The 16,784-nt window shown below is 37.3% G+C and carries 22 protein-coding genes; 11 read left to right on the top strand and 11 right to left on the bottom strand.

Translation table 11 applies throughout. The features are described from left to right. The 11 genes from L654_RS0113105 to L654_RS0113055 form a co-directional block, all read left to right on the top strand. Positions 1-539 (top strand): TraM recognition domain-containing protein (locus tag L654_RS0113105; RefSeq protein WP_029753609.1); only part of this gene is annotated, 539 nt, incomplete at its 5' end. Then, positions 530-1,618 carry a hypothetical protein gene (locus L654_RS0113100; protein WP_024591231.1) on the top strand — a complete coding sequence of 363 codons (1,089 nt, stop codon included), beginning with the start codon at positions 530-532 and terminating at the stop codon, positions 1,616-1,618. The genes L654_RS0113105 and L654_RS0113100, both read left to right, overlap by 10 nt. After that, positions 1,615-2,265, top strand: coding sequence for a DUF4400 domain-containing protein (locus L654_RS0113095; protein ID WP_024591232.1), 651 nt, complete (start codon positions 1,615-1,617; stop codon positions 2,263-2,265). Before L654_RS0113100 ends, L654_RS0113095 begins: the two co-directional genes overlap by 4 nt. Position 2,266: 1 nt before the next feature. Next, a complete protein-coding gene (locus tag L654_RS1000000126935) occupies positions 2,267-3,226 on the top strand; it encodes a S49 family peptidase (protein WP_024591233.1) in 960 nt (319 codons plus the stop codon). 224 nt (positions 3,227-3,450) lie between these two features. Further along, positions 3,451-3,795, top strand: coding sequence for a hypothetical protein (locus L654_RS0113085; RefSeq protein ID WP_024591234.1), 345 nt, complete (start codon positions 3,451-3,453; stop codon positions 3,793-3,795). A 155-nt stretch (positions 3,796-3,950) separates the two neighbouring features. Beyond that, positions 3,951-4,250 carry a type IV conjugative transfer system protein TraL gene (gene traL, locus L654_RS0113080; protein WP_024595919.1) on the top strand — a complete coding sequence of 100 codons (300 nt, stop codon included), beginning with the start codon at positions 3,951-3,953 and terminating at the stop codon, positions 4,248-4,250. 11 nt (positions 4,251-4,261) lie between these two features. Continuing rightward, positions 4,262-4,912, top strand: coding sequence for a TraE/TraK family type IV conjugative transfer system protein (locus tag L654_RS0113075; RefSeq protein WP_024591236.1), 651 nt, complete (start codon positions 4,262-4,264; stop codon positions 4,910-4,912). A 9-nt stretch (positions 4,913-4,921) separates the two neighbouring features. Beyond that, positions 4,922-5,989, top strand: coding sequence for a type-F conjugative transfer system secretin TraK (locus L654_RS0113070; RefSeq protein WP_024591237.1), 1,068 nt, complete (start codon positions 4,922-4,924; stop codon positions 5,987-5,989). Then, positions 5,986-7,344: a TrbI/VirB10 family protein gene (locus L654_RS1000000126930; protein WP_024591238.1), complete on the top strand. Its 1,359-nt coding sequence runs from the start codon at positions 5,986-5,988 to the stop codon at positions 7,342-7,344. The genes L654_RS0113070 and L654_RS1000000126930 overlap by 4 nt, the downstream gene beginning before the upstream one ends. Next, entirely contained in the window at positions 7,344-7,784 is a 441-nt protein-coding gene (locus L654_RS0113060; protein ID WP_024591239.1) for a hypothetical protein, read from the top strand. The genes L654_RS1000000126930 and L654_RS0113060 overlap by 1 nt, the downstream gene beginning before the upstream one ends. Positions 7,785-8,262: 478 nt before the next feature. Then, a complete protein-coding gene (locus L654_RS0113055) occupies positions 8,263-9,237 on the top strand; it encodes a hypothetical protein (protein ID WP_024591240.1) in 975 nt (324 codons plus the stop codon). A 221-nt stretch (positions 9,238-9,458) separates the two neighbouring features. Here the strand turns inward: L654_RS0113055 and L654_RS0113050 are convergent, their stop codons facing one another. From L654_RS0113050 to L654_RS0113000, 11 genes are all read right to left on the bottom strand, one after another. Next, positions 9,459-9,713 carry a hypothetical protein gene (locus tag L654_RS0113050; protein ID WP_024591241.1) on the bottom strand — a complete coding sequence of 85 codons (255 nt, stop codon included), beginning with the start codon at positions 9,711-9,713 and terminating at the stop codon, positions 9,459-9,461. Between the two features lie 9 nt (positions 9,714-9,722). Then, a complete protein-coding gene (locus L654_RS1000000128570; protein WP_259398326.1) occupies positions 9,723-9,854 on the bottom strand; it encodes a hypothetical protein in 132 nt (43 codons plus the stop codon). Positions 9,855-10,183: 329 nt separating this feature from the next. After that, on the bottom strand, positions 10,184-10,615 hold the full coding sequence (locus L654_RS0113040; RefSeq protein WP_024591242.1) for a hypothetical protein: 432 nt from the start codon (positions 10,613-10,615) through the stop codon (positions 10,184-10,186). Positions 10,616-10,758: 143 nt separating this feature from the next. Next, the gene (locus L654_RS0113035) at positions 10,759-12,207 is read right to left on the bottom strand and encodes a hypothetical protein (RefSeq protein WP_024591243.1); all 1,449 of its coding nucleotides are present in this window, start codon (positions 12,205-12,207) and stop codon (positions 10,759-10,761) included. Between the two features lie 433 nt (positions 12,208-12,640). Beyond that, positions 12,641-13,171 carry a single-stranded DNA-binding protein gene (gene ssb, locus L654_RS1000000126925; RefSeq protein WP_024591244.1) on the bottom strand — a complete coding sequence of 177 codons (531 nt, stop codon included), beginning with the start codon at positions 13,169-13,171 and terminating at the stop codon, positions 12,641-12,643. A 77-nt stretch (positions 13,172-13,248) separates the two neighbouring features. After that, positions 13,249-13,545, bottom strand: coding sequence for a hypothetical protein (locus L654_RS0113025; RefSeq protein ID WP_139016103.1), 297 nt, complete (start codon positions 13,543-13,545; stop codon positions 13,249-13,251). A gap of 97 nt (positions 13,546-13,642) precedes the next feature. Beyond that, positions 13,643-14,440, bottom strand: coding sequence for a hypothetical protein (locus L654_RS0113020; RefSeq protein WP_024608182.1), 798 nt, complete (start codon positions 14,438-14,440; stop codon positions 13,643-13,645). An 11-nt stretch (positions 14,441-14,451) separates the two neighbouring features. Then, positions 14,452-14,883 carry a hypothetical protein gene (locus L654_RS0113015; RefSeq protein ID WP_024591247.1) on the bottom strand — a complete coding sequence of 144 codons (432 nt, stop codon included), beginning with the start codon at positions 14,881-14,883 and terminating at the stop codon, positions 14,452-14,454. 111 nt (positions 14,884-14,994) lie between these two features. After that, positions 14,995-15,171 (bottom strand): hypothetical protein, encoded by a 177-nt coding sequence (locus L654_RS1000000127975; protein ID WP_155945835.1) that lies wholly within the window; start codon positions 15,169-15,171, stop codon positions 14,995-14,997. 23 nt (positions 15,172-15,194) lie between these two features. After that, a complete protein-coding gene (locus L654_RS0113005) occupies positions 15,195-15,986 on the bottom strand; it encodes a PRTRC system ThiF family protein (RefSeq protein WP_024591248.1) in 792 nt (263 codons plus the stop codon). A 1-nt stretch (position 15,987) separates the two neighbouring features. Beyond that, positions 15,988-16,734 (bottom strand): PRTRC system protein B, encoded by a 747-nt coding sequence (locus L654_RS0113000; protein WP_024591249.1) that lies wholly within the window; start codon positions 16,732-16,734, stop codon positions 15,988-15,990. Positions 16,735-16,784: the final 50 nt, after the last annotated feature.

Genomic DNA, 16,784 nt, shown 5'->3' with positions numbered 1-16,784 from the left:
CCGCCGTGTCTGGTCGCCGTTATAACAATAACGACAAGAAAGCATCACGAGTTGCTGTTTTCTTAGATGAAGCACATGCCGCACTTGAAAATAATGACAGCTTATTAAACCTCCTTGCTGTTGGTCGTGCATCATCAATCGAGCTTTACCTTGCTACACAAACAATCAGCGATATTGCAGCTAAAACAGATGAGCCTACAGCAAACAGGGTTTTAGGATTATGTAATAACTTCATTTCTTTTAGAACAACTGATCCAAAGACCCAAGAGTATGTTGCTGCGCAATTTTCAAAGACAGCAATTACAAAAGTTCAAAATCAAAGTTCATCTGGTGCATCAAGTAGCGAAAGTATATTTGCCTTCAACTCAATGCATGGTGAGCGTTCAGCTAAAGAGATGGATGATTCATTTCCAATGGGCTTAATGGGCGATTTACCAAAACTTCAATACATAGCACGGTTAGCAGATGGCCGTAAACTTAAAATGAGGTTACCTATTGTAATTAACAGCTGCCCAGAGGAGCGAGCCAAATGGTTATAGAAAAGTGGCGAATTGAAAACTTTAATGGTTTAACAGCTGAAAAAACATGGCTTTCACTGAATGACATTGAAAAGCAATCATCTAAGAATGAGATACGAGCACGACTAAGTGAAAAAAATCAGGATAAGTTTTTAAAGTTATGCAGTGATAACGAAGCATTATTGAAATTGGCAAGAAACCTTGCGCTGTATGTTGGTTTACAAAACAAGATATACAAAGAACACGTATTTAGCCTAATTATGAACGGCGTTATAGACAATCTTGAAAATACAAAAGTTGAAACTCTAATTCTGGCAGTATCAGAAAACTTATACCCAATCATTTACGCAAAAGTGTCGGGCAGGCCAAAAGGCCAGCGATTGTCAGCCTCATTAACGTGGGATTTTACGAATGAAAGTTTATATTCGTGGATTGAAAACAATAACTTTGAGTCAATTTCAACGACTGAACTTAACGTAAAGTTAGAGTACCTGCGTAAAGATGAAGTAGGGCTACTCATTTTAAATAAATTCTTTGACGCTGAATCAATTTTAAAATTCATGCATGCAGTTAAAAATAAATCTCTGACAGAGAAAGCGCAATTGGTTGATTCAATTGGTGAGTCAAATATTAAAATACAATTGTCGATGATAGATACCATCAACCCGGCAGTAGTAAAAATATGCAACAAAGTAAAAGAGTACATGGGCAACATTGATATATTCAATAGTGGCGCACCTACTTACATATCCATCATTACAACATCATTGAGCGCATATTACGCCAAGGCTGAGATACAAGGACAATCGGCTGCGTATTTGGTTTTTTGTGAATATATTTCAAATCAATTAACTCAATTATGTTGCATGAAAATTCAATGTGAAAATGAGGTGTGGGATTGGACCAAAGAAAGCTTGCGTGCTTGGTCAAATAAACACCCAAAGGACAATTTAATAACATTGCATACGCCAACGAAAGAGACGAATAAAAAACTATATTTAATTTTCAATCTATTGGTATTCAATCGCATTGATTTAAGTATTTGGGGAGTGCCGGCCACAGGCAAAAGGCTGGCAGTATTTTGGGGGGATGCAGTATGAAGACTGCAATTACAAGTAAGCATACGCGTTTAGAAATATTATTACTGCTGTCCTCACTTTCTGTAGCAGCCATGTTACTCATGCTGTTATTAACTGAACCAGACGAATACAAATCGAATGTACTGCAAGAGTCATATCAGATTAAAGGTGCGATTTCAGAGAATGATTGGAACGTATTGCATAACGAAACCCTCTTTTTACAAGATAAATGGGTAAATGGGAGTGGGCTATACAAATGGTTTTTATCAAAGTTAATGCCTGAAAAGGACACGGAATGGGATGGTGTCATAGGTAGTACGTTCCAAGAAAGATTAGCAATAAACGGGCAGATACTAGCGTATCAGATCGCTTTGCGAATAATGATGTTTAAGTATTGGTTGTTTGTGTCACTTCCACTTTGTTTAGCTTTAATTTACGGGTCTGTGAACAGACACAAAGCAAACGCATATAGATTTGGTGGGGCTAAACCTAATTTGGTGCGTTTATATATAAAAATCATTTGGGTTTCATTCTGCTTATTTACATTTTTTATGTTAGCTCCGAATTTTGTAGGCGGAGTGTTGCCCTATTTTCCATTTATTTATTTGATAGGCATTGCCTTATTGATTTCAGGAATAATCCGTAATTTCCATAAAGGTACAAGTTAAAATGATTACAAATTTACTAAGAAAACTTAAAAGAAAAAAAGTTAAGCAAGTTAAAGTTCAACCTGAAAATTTAACACAGGCCATATCAGAGTTAACTTCAACAGTTGAATCTAAGTTAGGACCAGTAGCTAAGGCTTATTCATTTTCACAGGTTTTTAAAACATTCATTATATTTGGAGGCTTCTTAACGGCCATATTAATAAACTGGAAGACAGAGACATTAGAAATAAATAAGCCTAAGTATGTATCGCAAATAATGCTTGAGGGTGAGATGACTGATGCTGGTGGCGGCTCTGGCTACAATTTAGCGAAAGAAATACAACGCGCGGATAAAGACGAAAGGGCGAGTGCAATAATGCTAATTGTTAATTCTGGTGGTGGTTCGCCCGTACAGGGAGAAACGGCTTATTCATTTATAAAAAGTTACACAGATAAACCGGTAACTGAACGAAAGCTGCTCTATGTAAGCATTCAAGCCATTTGTGCCTCAGCGTGTTACCAAGCTATATCGCCTGCAGATAAAATATATGCCCACAAAAGTTCGATGGTTGGCTCTATTGGTGTGCGAATTGATTCATGGGATTTAACGGGTTTAGCTGAGAAATTGGGAGTTAAAAAACAAATTTTAACTTCCGTGGGTAAAAAGGTAATCATTGATCCATTTAAAAAACTGAAAGTTGAAGATGAACAGCTATTGAAAGATTCGTTAATGATGCCAATGCACACCAATTTCGTTTCATCTGTGCTTGATGCGAGAAAAGACAAACTTGCAAACGATCCTGAACTGTTTAATGGAATGGTGTGGCTTGGTGAGGATGCTAAGTCAAAAGGCTTTATAGATGGGATAAGTAGCACAATAGAAGTTGAAAATGAATTAATGGAGATGACAGAGACTAAAGATGCTAAGTCAGTTAGTGCTCAAGGTTTCAGCATTAGTCGCCTAATAGGTGGAATTTTATAAATGTATACCTTAGAGGTGCGATTTTAACCCTCTGTAAAATTTAAAATAAGCCAAGTTAAAGGTAATAATGATTTTGCTGAGAAGGACTAGGAACACATTAATGTGCTCCTTTAAAATTAGCATAGCTTAGAGGGGCCATTTTAGTACGCTCTAAAATTTTAAAATGAATGAATTACAGTGAATAATCACTTTGAATTAAAACAACTCATTAATCGGAGATAACCATGAGTATAGCAATTGCAAACATCGACAACATGAATAACGTTGAGACATCTAAAAAAACTAAATACCTTCTATTAGCACTAGCTATAGTATGTGTAGTGTTTTCATCACTAGCACTTGCTGCAGGTAGTGGTACCGAATGGAACTCGATATATACAACGTTTGATGGTTGGATAAAAGGTATTCCGGGTAAGACTATTTCGCTATTAGCATTTGGTTACTCTGTTTATAACATCACTCAACAAAACTACACTATGGCTGCTGGTGCATTCCTTGGTGCAGTATTAATGGTAAATGCTGGTTCAGTATTAGATTTAATCTTTACCGCTGGTATCCCAGGCCTTTAATAACACACTTAGTTTCCCTCCTAGAAAAAAGGCTCATTTTGAGCCTTTTTTTTTGATCTAAATAATTAGAGGTATCAAATACACCCTCTCTAATTTTATGCATTCGTCTGTTAACGGTAAATAATAGCGAATAGATTTTAATGAAGGACAAACAAATGTCAGATAATCCTTTTCAATACAGAATGCCAAAACGCATTAATGAGCCACTTACTCTCATATTATGGCCAATGCATTATGTGCTTATGCCCATCATGTGTTTTGGATTTGGCATATTGATCAACAAACCAATGGAACTACTTACTTTTGGTTTAATTTGGTTTTTTACACTGAAATACACCGAAGAACGTTACTCAAGAGGTTTTATCCTTCACTTCCTATGGTGGCATGGCGCTTTGCCATTTTTGAAAAAAAGTAAATATATACCTGACCCATATAGTCGTGAATATTTTCAATAGGAACTCATTAGATGAAAAGAAGTGAAAGCAAAGTTTTAAAATCCGTTAGCGAGATTCAAACAAATCAAACTAAAGATACAATAATTAAATACGGTCTACTTGCCATTGCAGGGGTATTAGCTTGCGCATTGGCTTTTAAAGATACAGAAGTAATCGCCACCCCTCCTAATTTCACACAGCCTTTAGTCGTTGCGGGTAATGTGGCTAATAAAGAATATAAATTACGATGGGCAGTTGCGGCAGCGTCGATAGCAGGGAATTTATCGAAGGACAATGCTGATTTTGTATTGAATCAACTGGATAGCATGCTTTCACCTTACTTACGGCAGCAAATATTACCCTCTCTAAAAAAAGAGGTTCAGATTTTAATAGCAAGAGATGCAGAGCAAACCTTTGTTATCAAAGACGCTATTTATGACCCTGTAAAGGACTTGGTTTGGATCTGGGGTGACAGAACTATCAAACTAAAAGCCACTGCCAATAATATCAATTTACCTCAAAGATGGACGTATGAGTTCAGAATTAAACCTTTCTCTGAACGCGCTGCTATTACACACTTTAACTCATACAAAGGTCTGCCAAAGAACCGTGATGTTGAATATCTGGTTGAAGAAAACCCAATGTTAACTGCTGAGCTTAAAAAAGTCATAAGTGACGATTAAGGAATGAAAATGAAATTAATAAATAAAATAACAGCATCTATCTGTTTATCACTGAGCTTAATGCCGGCAGTCTATGCACAAGATGAAGGGTTAGACATACCAATACAAACAAACTTTGGTAGAAAACCAATGAATGCAACACCGGCGGGTCAACCAGCTTATAACGGGGCCGCTGAGTTGCGCGCTGCAACTAATAGCTTTGTACCTAACGAAACTAATAGATCAGCGTCAAACACTCCTGTAAGTAAGAGTAGTAATGAACCTGATTTCTTACAAAAAGTGAAACAAAGCTTTAAACCCGAACAATCTTACAACCTAAAGCCGGGAAGAAACATAGTAATTCCAGTCGGGCAGGGATTTAGTAATGCCATACGAACTAACTTTAGAAGTTTATCTGTAAAAACAAGTGCTAACTCAGAGCAAGCTTTACTTGAGGTTGAGGACGGCCACTTGTATGTGACGTTGAGAACAATGCAACCAATTAGTTTATTACTATCTGAAGACGGTGTTATTGAATCTGAAATCTCCATCGTATTAGTACCAATGGCTTCACCACCAGCCATGGTAGATATTGATATAGATATGCCAGCTGAGATGACGTTAAAAGCGCTGAATCATTTTAACGAAATGGAAAAACAGAAAAAAATTGATAAAGCGACTCTTGAAGCGCAAAACGCACCGGTACTGCGTTCATCAAGTTATCAAAAAAGTATTGTTTCTATCTTGAAACCGATAGCGCAAGGTAAGACCCCATCTGGATACTCAATAACGAACGATATACCAAATTATCTTAAGCATCCGTGTCGTATAGCTATATATCATGAAGCGGGTCAACGATTAAGTGGAAGCCAGGACTTTATTGATGTAGTTCTTGTGCACAATGATAGCGATCGTGTTTACCAAGTACGTGAAGAAATGTGTCTAAACGATGGGGTTACATCGGTTGCGCTATATCCAAAGTCTTACTTACAACCAGGGGAAGAAACAGAGATTTATATTATTCGTAAACTGAAAAAGGCAAGCGCGGAGTCATATGGTCAGACTAGACCACGCTTAACAATGGGGGCAGGTGAATGATTCAGGAAAAGCTAAAAACCTATATTGAAGACAACCCATGGTTACGCAAGGGCATTCTAGGAATCATATTTCTGGTTATTCTTTGGTTTGTTGGGGGTTCACTTTTTACAGATGACACTATGAGTGAACAGCAGGTTGAAAGTCAGTCTGTAACATCAATTTTGGGCCTATCTGACACATTGGGTACAATGGACCAACAAGAAGCAGAAGGTATTGTTGATGAAATGAAAGTTCGTTTAGCCGATAAAGAGCGCGAAATGGAGGCTAAATACAATAAAGACGCTGAAAACCTTGAACAATTGAAACTTTCAATGCAGCAAATGCAAAATGAGATGTTTGAGCTAAAAAGGAAGAGCGCTACGAACACAAAACCAATTGATATAAGCACTAAGTTGCCTAGCAAACAGTTTCAAGTACAAGGTGAGCCAGTCAGTTACCAAGCAGATCAGCAAAACCAAAATGTACTATATAGGCCACAAACTGAGATAATAACGCAATCACCCCAAATTAAAGGCAACGTTATTAGAACAATTACTCAACGCAGTATACGTGAAGTGCAGCGCTCTGGTGAAGTAACCATTAGTGATATTAAAGTTCAGCGTTTAACGAATGACAATCAAAATGTAGACGATAGTCGTGAAGGGCAAATTGCTAAAAATAATGACGAAAGAAACCCATCAGCAAAAGGTGATAAAGGGGAATTTACATTAGCAATGGGCTCAATATTATCGGGCACGTTAATAAATGGTGTTGCGGCGCCAACAAAAGTAGGTTCACAAGATACACCTATCCCTATTTTACTTCGTGTAAAACGAGAAGCGATTATGCCTAACTTTTTCTCACTGGATATACGTGAGTGCATGGTCCTTGGTGCAGGTATTGGTAACCTAGCAAGCGAACGCGTTGAAATCCGTGCAGAAGCAATTTCATGTATTACCAATGATGGCCAAGCCATTGAAAAATCATTAACGGCTTATGCTGTGTCTAGTTCAGATGGTTTAACAGGTATACGTGGTACGGTAATCGAGCGAAGTGGTAAAGCAATAGGCAACTCTATAAAAGCAGGCTTTTTATCAGGTTTTGCAAGTGCTGCTGCGCCGCAGCAAGTACCTTCGATTAATACTGAGCTTTCTGCATCAACCGTATGGCAAAGCCAAAACCTGAACCAGTACGCTGGAGCAGGAATAATGGAAGGTGCAAGTAGCGCCATGGAACGTGTAGCTTCATATTACTTAGCAATTGCTGAGGCTATGTGGCCTGTTATAGAGATTCCAGCAGGTATTGAAGTAGATTTCTTAGTTCAGAAGGGAATGACCTTACAATTGAACCAAGATGATATTAAGGACCAAAAATAATGGCCGGTTATTTAACAAAACTAATTTTAGCCACCAGCCTTGCTATTTTATTGTTGGTAAGCGTTAAAACTTACCAACAGACAAAGCAAATAGCACAGCTGCAGCAACAAGTAAGTAAAAAATCATCTCAAGTGATCGCATTAAATGGTAAGCGATTAATTGATAAGTTTATGCGTGATGGAAACACACAAGCGGAGTCAATGGAGGCATTCGCGCTATTAATTAAAATGATGGAGGATGAGGGAGTATTAATTATTGATAGTAATCAAACAATAACTGCGCCAACAGACAAGCAATTTAAAGACCTGCGCGTAAGCGATATAAACGCGATGGCTAAAGATAAAGGTATAAATATAGTTAAGTTTCGAGATGAAATAATCGAGCAGGCAAAGAAGGAAACGGACAGAATGATAAAGGAGTTAGAAGCGCTTCAAAGGTAGATTTAAAAAGGCCAAATACCCAACGGAGAGTAGTGTTGGATACTCGGCCTAACCCTTGAGAGACATAATACGTATTTCGAGTTTTTAGGCTACTGATTAGAAAAGGGTACAAATAAGCATAAAAAAGTGATCATCATTTGTGAATTATCTTGATCTAACTATTTAAGCGAAGTATCCTTTGATCGAAATTCGATAAATAATTGAATAATTAACATATAGATAAGGCTAAGCACAACGAAAAACTAACAATAAAGTAACATTGCTAAGCAATAGAAAAACAAAAACCGACATAAAGTCGGTTCTAGGAAGGTTTTATATTTATGTAATGTTGTAAGCAACCAGCGCCAACTGGTAAGTCCCACGTAACTTAGGACAAGCTTATAACTACATAAAAATAAGGTCAAGGGCTTTTTTGGCTAAAATTTAAGTTATAAGTGTTTTTTATGAAAACTACTCTATCTGATCGTAGCATCAGACCATGAGCGACACTGTAATAACAGGTCGCTCTGTGCATAGGCATTTGACTCCGCATTTCGATTTTAAAGCTAAAAATCCAATTGCTAAGCTGCTTATTGCTCGTATTGAAATGCATGATTTCAAACTTAATACGTTCTTAAACAAAGCGCGATACGCTGGTGGCATGCTAAATCTTGGTTTCAGTACCATCGCACTAGCGGCGCGAACTAACCGTATGCGAATAGAAAGAGAGCAAACCCTTCGCGAAACGATGAAGGCGTTAGTTTACTGTGCCTCATACAAACCCTATTCTAACTCCCTGTTTGAAATTAAAATGTCCATTAAAGCTTTGGCCAAAATGGTTAATCAACTTCACATATCAGAGCCAACAGCCAAATACCGCCATGGTCGTGAAAACTACAACCCTGTAATTAATGCATTAAAGGATTTAGCAGCTGCAGGGCTGGTCATGTTACAACAGAATTACAGCGTTAAACTAAAGCGCTATCAAAGTATGCGTATCTTCATCACCCCAGAGTTATTTGCATCACTTGGTATCAATAAAAAAACAGTTAAGAAGCTAATACACTCACAAAATAAGCACGATATTAAAAATGGATTTGATGTAAATAAATCAAATAGAATGGAGCATTTACGCGCGCAAAGTAATGCGGCCATACAAGAACACGACAGCCATAGCTTAAAAACATTTAAGGCTCGTCTTAAAAATGAATTCAATGTTCCTGACGATATACGCGAGATGAAAGAAAAGGTAACGTCGCTAATTAAAAAGAAACAAAAGGAAGTTGGGAGCGAACAAAAACCAGGGGCAAATCCACAACAGGTGTTTAACCGGTTAGTTGTACAATTTAATGTGCCTGCGTTTAAAATTTATGAATTAGAGGAAAACATAAAGCAAGAACATCCCTATATTGAGAAAGCCTCCCCCCCTTACTACGAGCTGTTAATAACACTACTTAAAGAAAGTCACCAATAATTCACTAGATGAAAGCACACGGCTACCCAGCCATCAATGATCTATCAAAAAACACCTAATTTCAGACGAAACCAACCCATAAATACGAGTTTAATTATTTCTTAATGATACTAAAGTTGAGTGCTATTATTTTTAGAACAATTAATTGGGGTATTTTTTAACACACATACTTAAATAAATTTATTAGAGCTGGCTTTTAAGCCCAGCATCTAATTTAACTATTAAAATTCTTCACTATCATTTATAGACATCACTACTAGATTATTTGGATCTGAATAATAATCTGGAGGTAAAGTGCCATCAAACTCTAACAAAAAATCGTCATCGTCATCGTCAGAATTAACACTCTTATTTTGATTGGGTAACAGCACACCAACCTCACGCATTTGCTCATCAGTAGCGGTATCAGAAAACATTGATGAGCTAGTAGTAATCAAGAAAAACACACCCATTAAAATTACGACGAAAATAATCATAGAGCTCTCCTAGTGAACTGTTGGTTTAGTAAAGCGTTCAGACTTTGCTTTAATTGATTTGATTAATTCTTGGCTAGATCCTTTAGTTAAACCAAGTTGCTTTTGTGCCTCAAGTAAACGTTTGTTGAAAAGTGATTCCATTGTCTTAAATGCCTGTCGTGAGTTGATGAAATAATAGTATCAATATTCGATATTTGAGCTACTGATTGGAAAACAGTTACTGAAAGGGTTTCTGATAAGTATTCGGTTACCTATAGCCGAAATACTATTTGGTTCACTGATCTATGTTGACAAGCTTATTGAGTTATAAATTAGAATAGAGCGTAATCTTGGTTTTGAAACTGCCGGAAAAGAATACCAGGCAAGAACATACACATTAATGTACTGATATTAGTCAATGAAAGCAGAGTATCGAGATAGGCAAAAAAAATGCGCTGAACAGCGCATTTGATTACATTTAATGGTAGATGTTAGCTATTAAACTCTAACTTACGCTTCAGCGCGTTTAGGCCTCTTAAAGCATTAAAGGTAATTGCTTTGCCTATCGGCAGTGAAAAAGACATTAATGGTAAACTTAATTCATTGTTTTTATTTAAGTAGTGCAGCTTAGCACCCAATAGGTAACTAAAAACGATGTATATATCTTGATGATAAGCATCTGTCCTAGAACAATATATTACCCGGTGAAAGATAGAGCTTTTATTATCAACTGGATGGTGTGCATCACGGACATTAAAAACATTAACTGGTTCGCCACAGCACTCACATGAAGTAGGTCTAGCTATTTGTACCTGAACACCATTAGAACATGCAAAACCTATATTAGCGCTTCTATTACTTTGGAACGATTCTTTGATTGGTTGAGCTATTAAGCTCTCAACTTTACTCTGTACTTTTTCCATTCTAATTCTCTTGTAATAATTGCTGGTAACTCGTTGTTGCAGAATAATTTTAATTTAATAATCAGGAAGTGAATGTGTGATTCGCTTCCTCAATTGTAAAACAACGATACTGGCTGAAAGTGTATAATAGCGTGCACTGAAATTTAGTCGTCATAATCAAGGGCTCGTGACATAACAAAACCAGCAGTGCCATCATGCACCACCTGCGCCCAACCCCAATCATCCAAACCAATTAAAGCAACCTCATCACCAGCATCTAAACTTCCGATAACATTGCTTTGTGGGTGTGCATTCTCTCTAAAGTTAACAGGTCGATTAATAACTGCAACGACCTTTTGAATATTTCGATCCATTGGCTGAGCTTTAACCTCTTCATCAATTTCAATGTTACTCTGTAACTCTAAAGCATCATTTTCACTGGTTTCAGTTTCACTCTGTGACTTTATATCAATCAAGTCAGTTTCAATTGCAACAGGGGCAGGAATGGCCATTGGTCGAATATCTTCATTGACTCGCGCAGCATTTAATAAAGATTGCTCTGCAAAGCCATAAACACTTAGTTCATCTTCAACAACAAAAACACTGCCGTTTTGAAGTTCATCTACAACATTGAAACGAGCACCGCTTTTAACTAGGACTGGAGGAAGGTCGTTTTCCTGCGCGATTGATGCTACATAAATATCTTTTTCGGTCGTTATTACTTTTTTTGAATCAAGTATCAAGTTTTTGTAAGGTAACGCTCCATCTACATCATTTGAAATAGCCTGTGTTAGTAGTGGCCACGCCTTGCTGTACGACTTGTAATAATTGATGTAATACTTTGCCAGGGTGAACGATGCGTTATTGTCGCCCTCTGAATGTAACTTATTCAGAATTGATTCTATGAAAGGGTGATCTGCACTGATGAATGTTCCTCTGTCATAGAGTGATACTAAATCAGTCATTGCGTCTGTATTACCATGTTTGGCAGCGACTTTAAGCCACAAAATAGCAGGAGAGGCATCATTCAACGGTTGTTCTGTATCAAGTTTTAATAACTCTGAGGCATAGATGTATTGCGCGGTATCATTTCCCGCTTGAGCGGCTGCGATAAGCGCTTTTTCAGCTTGTTTTGTTTTCCCTTCACGCTTTTCTAAAATGTATAGATTTAGGTAGCCAAGTGCATCCCCTTTTTCACCCGCTTGAGAATACAAATTTCGAGCTTCAATCAAGTCATTTTGCTGTTCTTTAATATAGGCCATGTTAACTAACGACTTTACATACCCATTATTAGCCGCATCTTGGTAAGCGATATAGGCTTTCTCTAAGTCTACCTGACCGAGAACACCTTTTTCATACAACACGCCCACCATGAATTGTGCTTTTGGATTACCTGATCTAGCTGCGCGTAGTATTAATTCCGACCCTTTTTCGGTTAAATCACCTGCGACATTCACTTGCTTTGTTAGCATTAACTGGCCAAGTAAAAGTTGGGCTGAAGTATCACCCACATTGGCTTTTTGCTGTAGGTCTATGATTTCGTTTTGCTCAATACTCAGTGCGCTAAATGAGATTGCAGCCAGTAGGCTCGTGTAAATTAACTTCTTTAACATTATTTATTCCGCTTATGAGATGTATAAGCGTATTAAAACGTTTTTAATCTAGGAAGTTAAAAAATAGAGATGCCTAAAAAGGGGTGTGTAAATTTAAATGTTTGATATTTGATTTAGAATAAATGGGGAAATGGCGCACCAGTGGAGAGTAACCAATTCAAAACTGGCGCGACACCAAAACTAAAAGTTTTTTCTGCTCAAACCCTTAGAGCAGATCTTCATTTTACACAACATTCCTTTTAATTCAATGTGTAAAATGAGTATTTCAACACAAGAACAAGGGAAATTATTCTCTTTATAAATAACCCTTGTTCGCCAATATATTATTGGGGGGTAAACTAGTAAGGGAAAGATTCAGGGCTAAATTCGGGTCGCCGGTAGGTATTAGATATAAGAATGAAAAAAGAGTGCTCAGTGGCACTCTTTGATGGTTTTACTCAAAATCTGAGTCAGGTGCAAAGCCTTCAGCATGCATTGCCTGATATTGATTGCTAGGTCTTGGGGCGCTCTTGTGTGGTTCTTGCTGCTGAACTCCCGCGCTTTTCTGTTGATATTCGTTATGAGTAGTGGGTGCAGGTTTATTATCTTGGTGTTGATCGTCAAGTTCGTTTGCATTGTTATCGGTATAAGCATGGTCTTTCTTTTTACCATCTAAAAACTTGATAGTGTGGCCTTTAATATTTTTATGATAAATTTTACCTTTCACTGAATTATTCTCAATAGAAGTGCTTTGCTCACCGAGTACAAACACCAAACTCCCTTTTTTAAGGTATGTATTTATATTTTCTGCCACTGTACCTGTGAAAAAAACATCATGGCTTTCAGTTTTTTTCTTATTCTCACCATCGCTTTTGTAATATGTATTTGTACCGATACGAATATTAACGATAGCTGTACCTTGCGTTGTATAACGAAGAATCGGGTCTTGGAATAAATTACCTAGAACTAGCGTTTGATTGAACATAATAAAAATCTCTATAAAGTTTGTTGGTGTATTTGGTTATTAAAGCATCATTTACATTTCTGGCTACTAAGCTAGATTTACCCTCTGGCCTTTTTATAATTCTGGAATGAGGCTGATTTCATTTCTGCATTCAATAGACAGCGTTCTGCTATGAAATAAAGGCTAATAAGCAATAATGCATATTTAACGCTCTCTTTAAATACAGCAAAAACATACTGAGTTTCGTTGATAGCGACATTAGCATCTGTTTCAATATGAACTGGGGGGAGGATAGATAACCAAATAAACATAATTGACGCTGTTAAGATGATCGTAAAGCAGGTTGCAGCAATAAAAAATCTTAAAAATCTATATATGTAATTTAAAATACTCATTCGTTTCTCTCTCGAAGTACAAAATAATTAAACTTAGTTTTACCTTTATTGAGGGAAAGTGAAAAAAATAGAGAGGGTCAAAACACCCTCTGTAAATTTATCCCACCAACTCAAAACGAGTTTGACTTAGCTCAGAGAAATCATAATAGGTTGAGTAGTTACCTTCTGGCTTTGTTGTGCCCTCGATAGAGGCTTTCGTAATAAGCGCATCATCATGCAAGTAAATACCCTGTAGGCCATTTACTTTAGCGGTCGTAATATTTGAAACATCATGAGCAAAGAGATCTGCAGGATGGCCATTAAGCATGTAATCACGCCCTCGAAGTAATACATGATTTATTAAACCTTCCGCAATGGGGCTATGTGTTATATAGCTAGTTGTATGCCTAAGCTTTAAATAAGAGCCTATAAAGTAATAGAGTGAAGGTACATTGTAGTTGTCTCTTGCCTCATACCCACTTGTGCTAATACTGATTGAAGAACTCACACTCAACCCAAAGTCAGCACCAAAGAACTGAGTCGCTTTTTCTAAAAATGTTTCATCTTTGCGTACTGAAAAAGAAGATAATTGCTTTGTTACTGGGTCTGGACACATTGAATCAGCGAGTGTATTGATAGCTGCCGATGCTTGAGTGATTATGCTGATAATGTAATCTTTATCACTTAACGATACCGCTTTTCTAAATTCACTGCGTTCACTTACGCTTTTGGCCACTACCTTTAATTCTGCCAGCGTATTTAATGACTCGCGTTCCACCAGCTCACTCACGAAAGGGAATTGCTCAAAGCGATGGTTATTGTTCAAGAGCAACTTTATAAAGTCTCTATGCAGTAAGATATTAGACAATTGCAGGAGTGATATTTTCATTTCTTTTGGTGTTTTAATGGCAAGCATGGGGTAACTCTCTATTGATAGCTGGTGGTTGAAATGTCGCTTACAAAAGCCATGAACGAATTACTTTTGTATTCACAACCCTCAAAAGTGACTGCACTAGGAAGTTTGCCTAAAACATGAAAATAGCTACGCGCTTTACGCCTAATGTGGCAAATTGCATTTTTAGGTATAGGGTCGCTTATATCGCCTTCACGTAAATTAGCTTTAATGCGTAGAAAATTAATTTGAAGTTTCTGTTCAACCGATTTAGCTTTTGTATAAAGCACGTTTAGTTCAGGGTACATTTTCAACAGGGCGGTACTGTGACGATGTTCTAGCGGTATGCGGCTCTTAGCATGTAATCGAACTTTCATGCTTGTACGCTTTGCGTCAGCGACTTCATTGTGTAAGTCTGGAATAGTTTTAATACGAGCAAGGCGCTCTTGGTAAGTATCTATTTTCATAATGACAAACCTAACTAGATTGAATATGAGTTAAGTTTGCCAGAATAAGAAAATCACGCTACTGATTGGGAATGGGCTAAATTAAGATGCAGAACTTTTACAGAAATGGGTTTAAAAATTACTGAGTGAAAATGATTCTAAATAAATCTCTTGTGTACCAAACTTTGAAACCGCCTCTTTTGCAGCCAGTTCCAGAGCATAACCAACACATTCCCCTTTAGTATTAATTGTTTTACGAATATCTTTGCCACTTTGTTTACAGAGGAAAATAAAACTATAACTTTTCATTGTGTGCTCCCTTCATCACCAAATTAAGTGCGCTTATCGGTGAGGCCAAACATTGTCCAGATTTCAGGGTCGATTGGCAAGGCATTAACAGTAAAAGATTTTAAATCAACTAAAGCGCCATGCGCTGTAATTTCACCTTCACGGACTAACTGCCAAAAGAGCTGCGTCATTTGTAATGCTATTGCATTATTTATACCGAGCGTTTGTGATCTCATTGCTTCAACATGCGAACAACTTTCGGTTGCAATATACTCCTGTGTTTTTAGCTGCTCCCCATACAAGTCAAAAACAGAAGGTAAGCGATGGTATGGTAGGTCTTTTCTCTGTTCATACGTACCAAGCACTACTTGCCCATCAGCTCTGCTATTCCCACCATCAATCCATAAAACTTCGCTGTGTAGCCGCTTTTCTAAATACTCACCCACGGTAACACGCGCAATTGGATTATCAACACATGTAAAAACTACACAGTTATTGGGAATATACTTGTTTATATTATCGGGCGTAATACGTTCAACTACGTACTTCCACGTTAAGTTACCAAACGTATTAAAGCGTTCAATCAGTGTCTTTGCTTTAGAAAAACCGAGATCAAAATGGTAGAACGACTGTCTCCCTAAATTAGTGGGACTAACTACATCATCGTCAATTAACGTTACGTCTAGGCCAGCACTACCTAACTCCATTAATGTGTAATTAATTTTGAAAATTTGACTTATTAACTCAGAGCCAGTACCACCAGCACCAATGATTACAACTTTAGTTTTTTTGTTTTGAAATTCATTATCCGTTAGCCATTGCGGTGATTTATACATCTTATGCTCCTTGAGTTAATTTTTTAAAAGATACGGTAGACAATACAAGTTCACTCGCTTTAGGTTCGCGGTTTTCCTTTTCAAATTTCTTCCAAAAAGCAACATGCCTTGTTGTCGTCACCTCTCTTTTACTCTTAAAGGTTTTAGTGTTATTTACGTGGCTAAAATTGGTATCAAATAGCGCTGATTCACACGCAGTACGTATTTGCTTGCTATCTGATTGAACGTTATCAGGCAATGTCGCAGAGCCTAAGCAGAGCGAGCCATTAATACCTACATTCATCAATGGGGCGTTGTAGAGCTTTGTTTCAGGGGTTGGGCGAGATTTTGATTTACAGCTAAACACTCTTAAATTTCGGGCATTGCGATTTAGGGAAAAAACAAAAGATGGTGTGTGAACTTTCACTGAGAATTTATTTTCACTAGCAACAAACCAAAGTGTTCTTTTATGAGCGGGTACATACCAGATTAATTGATTGTCACTTGAATACAAAATGTCTGTATCTATCCAGTTACTTTCGCTTTCTATAGGTTCGTCTTTTAAGCTGGCGAGTGCTTTTACTGCTTGAGCAATGTCGATGAATTTACCATCTTTGATTTTATTATTCGCATCAATGTCATGGTAAGTAAGATAGGTAGATGACTCATACTGATTAACAACTATGGCACAATGGCCTTTCATGCCACCAATTTCTTCGATATTGGTGATTTGCTTTATATAATCATCAGAACTCTTTTGTGCAAACATTCTATTCGCTCCTACATTTAATATAGGTTCATAATAAAATATTTGAAAAT

This window comes from Pseudoalteromonas sp. TAB23, assembly GCF_000498075.1.
GTDB lineage: Bacteria > Pseudomonadota > Gammaproteobacteria > Enterobacterales > Alteromonadaceae > Pseudoalteromonas > Pseudoalteromonas arctica.
The sequence above is the reverse complement of the archived record's forward strand: the minus strand, read 5'-3'. Positions and strand labels throughout refer to the sequence as shown.

Excerpts from the sequence above, each read along its gene's own strand:
- L654_RS0113100 (WP_024591231.1), top strand. The coding sequence starts at position 530 with ATGGTTATAGAAAAGTGGCGAATTGAAAACTTTAATGGTTTAACAGCT.
- L654_RS0113095 (WP_024591232.1), top strand. The coding sequence starts at position 1,615 with ATGAAGACTGCAATTACAAGTAAGCATACGCGTTTAGAAATATTATTA.
- L654_RS1000000126935 (WP_024591233.1), top strand. The coding sequence starts at position 2,267 with ATGATTACAAATTTACTAAGAAAACTTAAAAGAAAAAAAGTTAAGCAA.
- L654_RS0113085 (WP_024591234.1), top strand. The coding sequence starts at position 3,451 with ATGAGTATAGCAATTGCAAACATCGACAACATGAATAACGTTGAGACA.
- traL (WP_024595919.1), top strand. The coding sequence starts at position 3,951 with ATGTCAGATAATCCTTTTCAATACAGAATGCCAAAACGCATTAATGAG.
- L654_RS0113075 (WP_024591236.1), top strand. The coding sequence starts at position 4,262 with ATGAAAAGAAGTGAAAGCAAAGTTTTAAAATCCGTTAGCGAGATTCAA.
- L654_RS0113070 (WP_024591237.1), top strand. The coding sequence starts at position 4,922 with ATGAAATTAATAAATAAAATAACAGCATCTATCTGTTTATCACTGAGC.
- L654_RS1000000126930 (WP_024591238.1), top strand. The coding sequence starts at position 5,986 with ATGATTCAGGAAAAGCTAAAAACCTATATTGAAGACAACCCATGGTTA.
- L654_RS0113060 (WP_024591239.1), top strand. The coding sequence starts at position 7,344 with ATGGCCGGTTATTTAACAAAACTAATTTTAGCCACCAGCCTTGCTATT.
- L654_RS0113055 (WP_024591240.1), top strand. The coding sequence starts at position 8,263 with ATGAGCGACACTGTAATAACAGGTCGCTCTGTGCATAGGCATTTGACT.
- L654_RS0113050 (WP_024591241.1), bottom strand. The coding sequence starts at position 9,713 with ATGATTATTTTCGTCGTAATTTTAATGGGTGTGTTTTTCTTGATTACT.
- L654_RS1000000128570 (WP_259398326.1), bottom strand. The coding sequence starts at position 9,854 with ATGGAATCACTTTTCAACAAACGTTTACTTGAGGCACAAAAGCAACTT.
- L654_RS0113040 (WP_024591242.1), bottom strand. The coding sequence starts at position 10,615 with ATGGAAAAAGTACAGAGTAAAGTTGAGAGCTTAATAGCTCAACCAATC.
- L654_RS0113035 (WP_024591243.1), bottom strand. The coding sequence starts at position 12,207 with ATGTTAAAGAAGTTAATTTACACGAGCCTACTGGCTGCAATCTCATTT.
- ssb (WP_024591244.1), bottom strand. The coding sequence starts at position 13,171 with ATGTTCAATCAAACGCTAGTTCTAGGTAATTTATTCCAAGACCCGATT.
- L654_RS0113025 (WP_139016103.1), bottom strand. The coding sequence starts at position 13,545 with ATGAGTATTTTAAATTACATATATAGATTTTTAAGATTTTTTATTGCT.
- L654_RS0113020 (WP_024608182.1), bottom strand. The coding sequence starts at position 14,440 with ATGCTTGCCATTAAAACACCAAAAGAAATGAAAATATCACTCCTGCAA.
- L654_RS0113015 (WP_024591247.1), bottom strand. The coding sequence starts at position 14,883 with ATGAAAATAGATACTTACCAAGAGCGCCTTGCTCGTATTAAAACTATT.
- L654_RS1000000127975 (WP_155945835.1), bottom strand. The coding sequence starts at position 15,171 with ATGAAAAGTTATAGTTTTATTTTCCTCTGTAAACAAAGTGGCAAAGAT.
- L654_RS0113005 (WP_024591248.1), bottom strand. The coding sequence starts at position 15,986 with ATGTATAAATCACCGCAATGGCTAACGGATAATGAATTTCAAAACAAA.
- L654_RS0113000 (WP_024591249.1), bottom strand. The coding sequence starts at position 16,734 with ATGTTTGCACAAAAGAGTTCTGATGATTATATAAAGCAAATCACCAAT.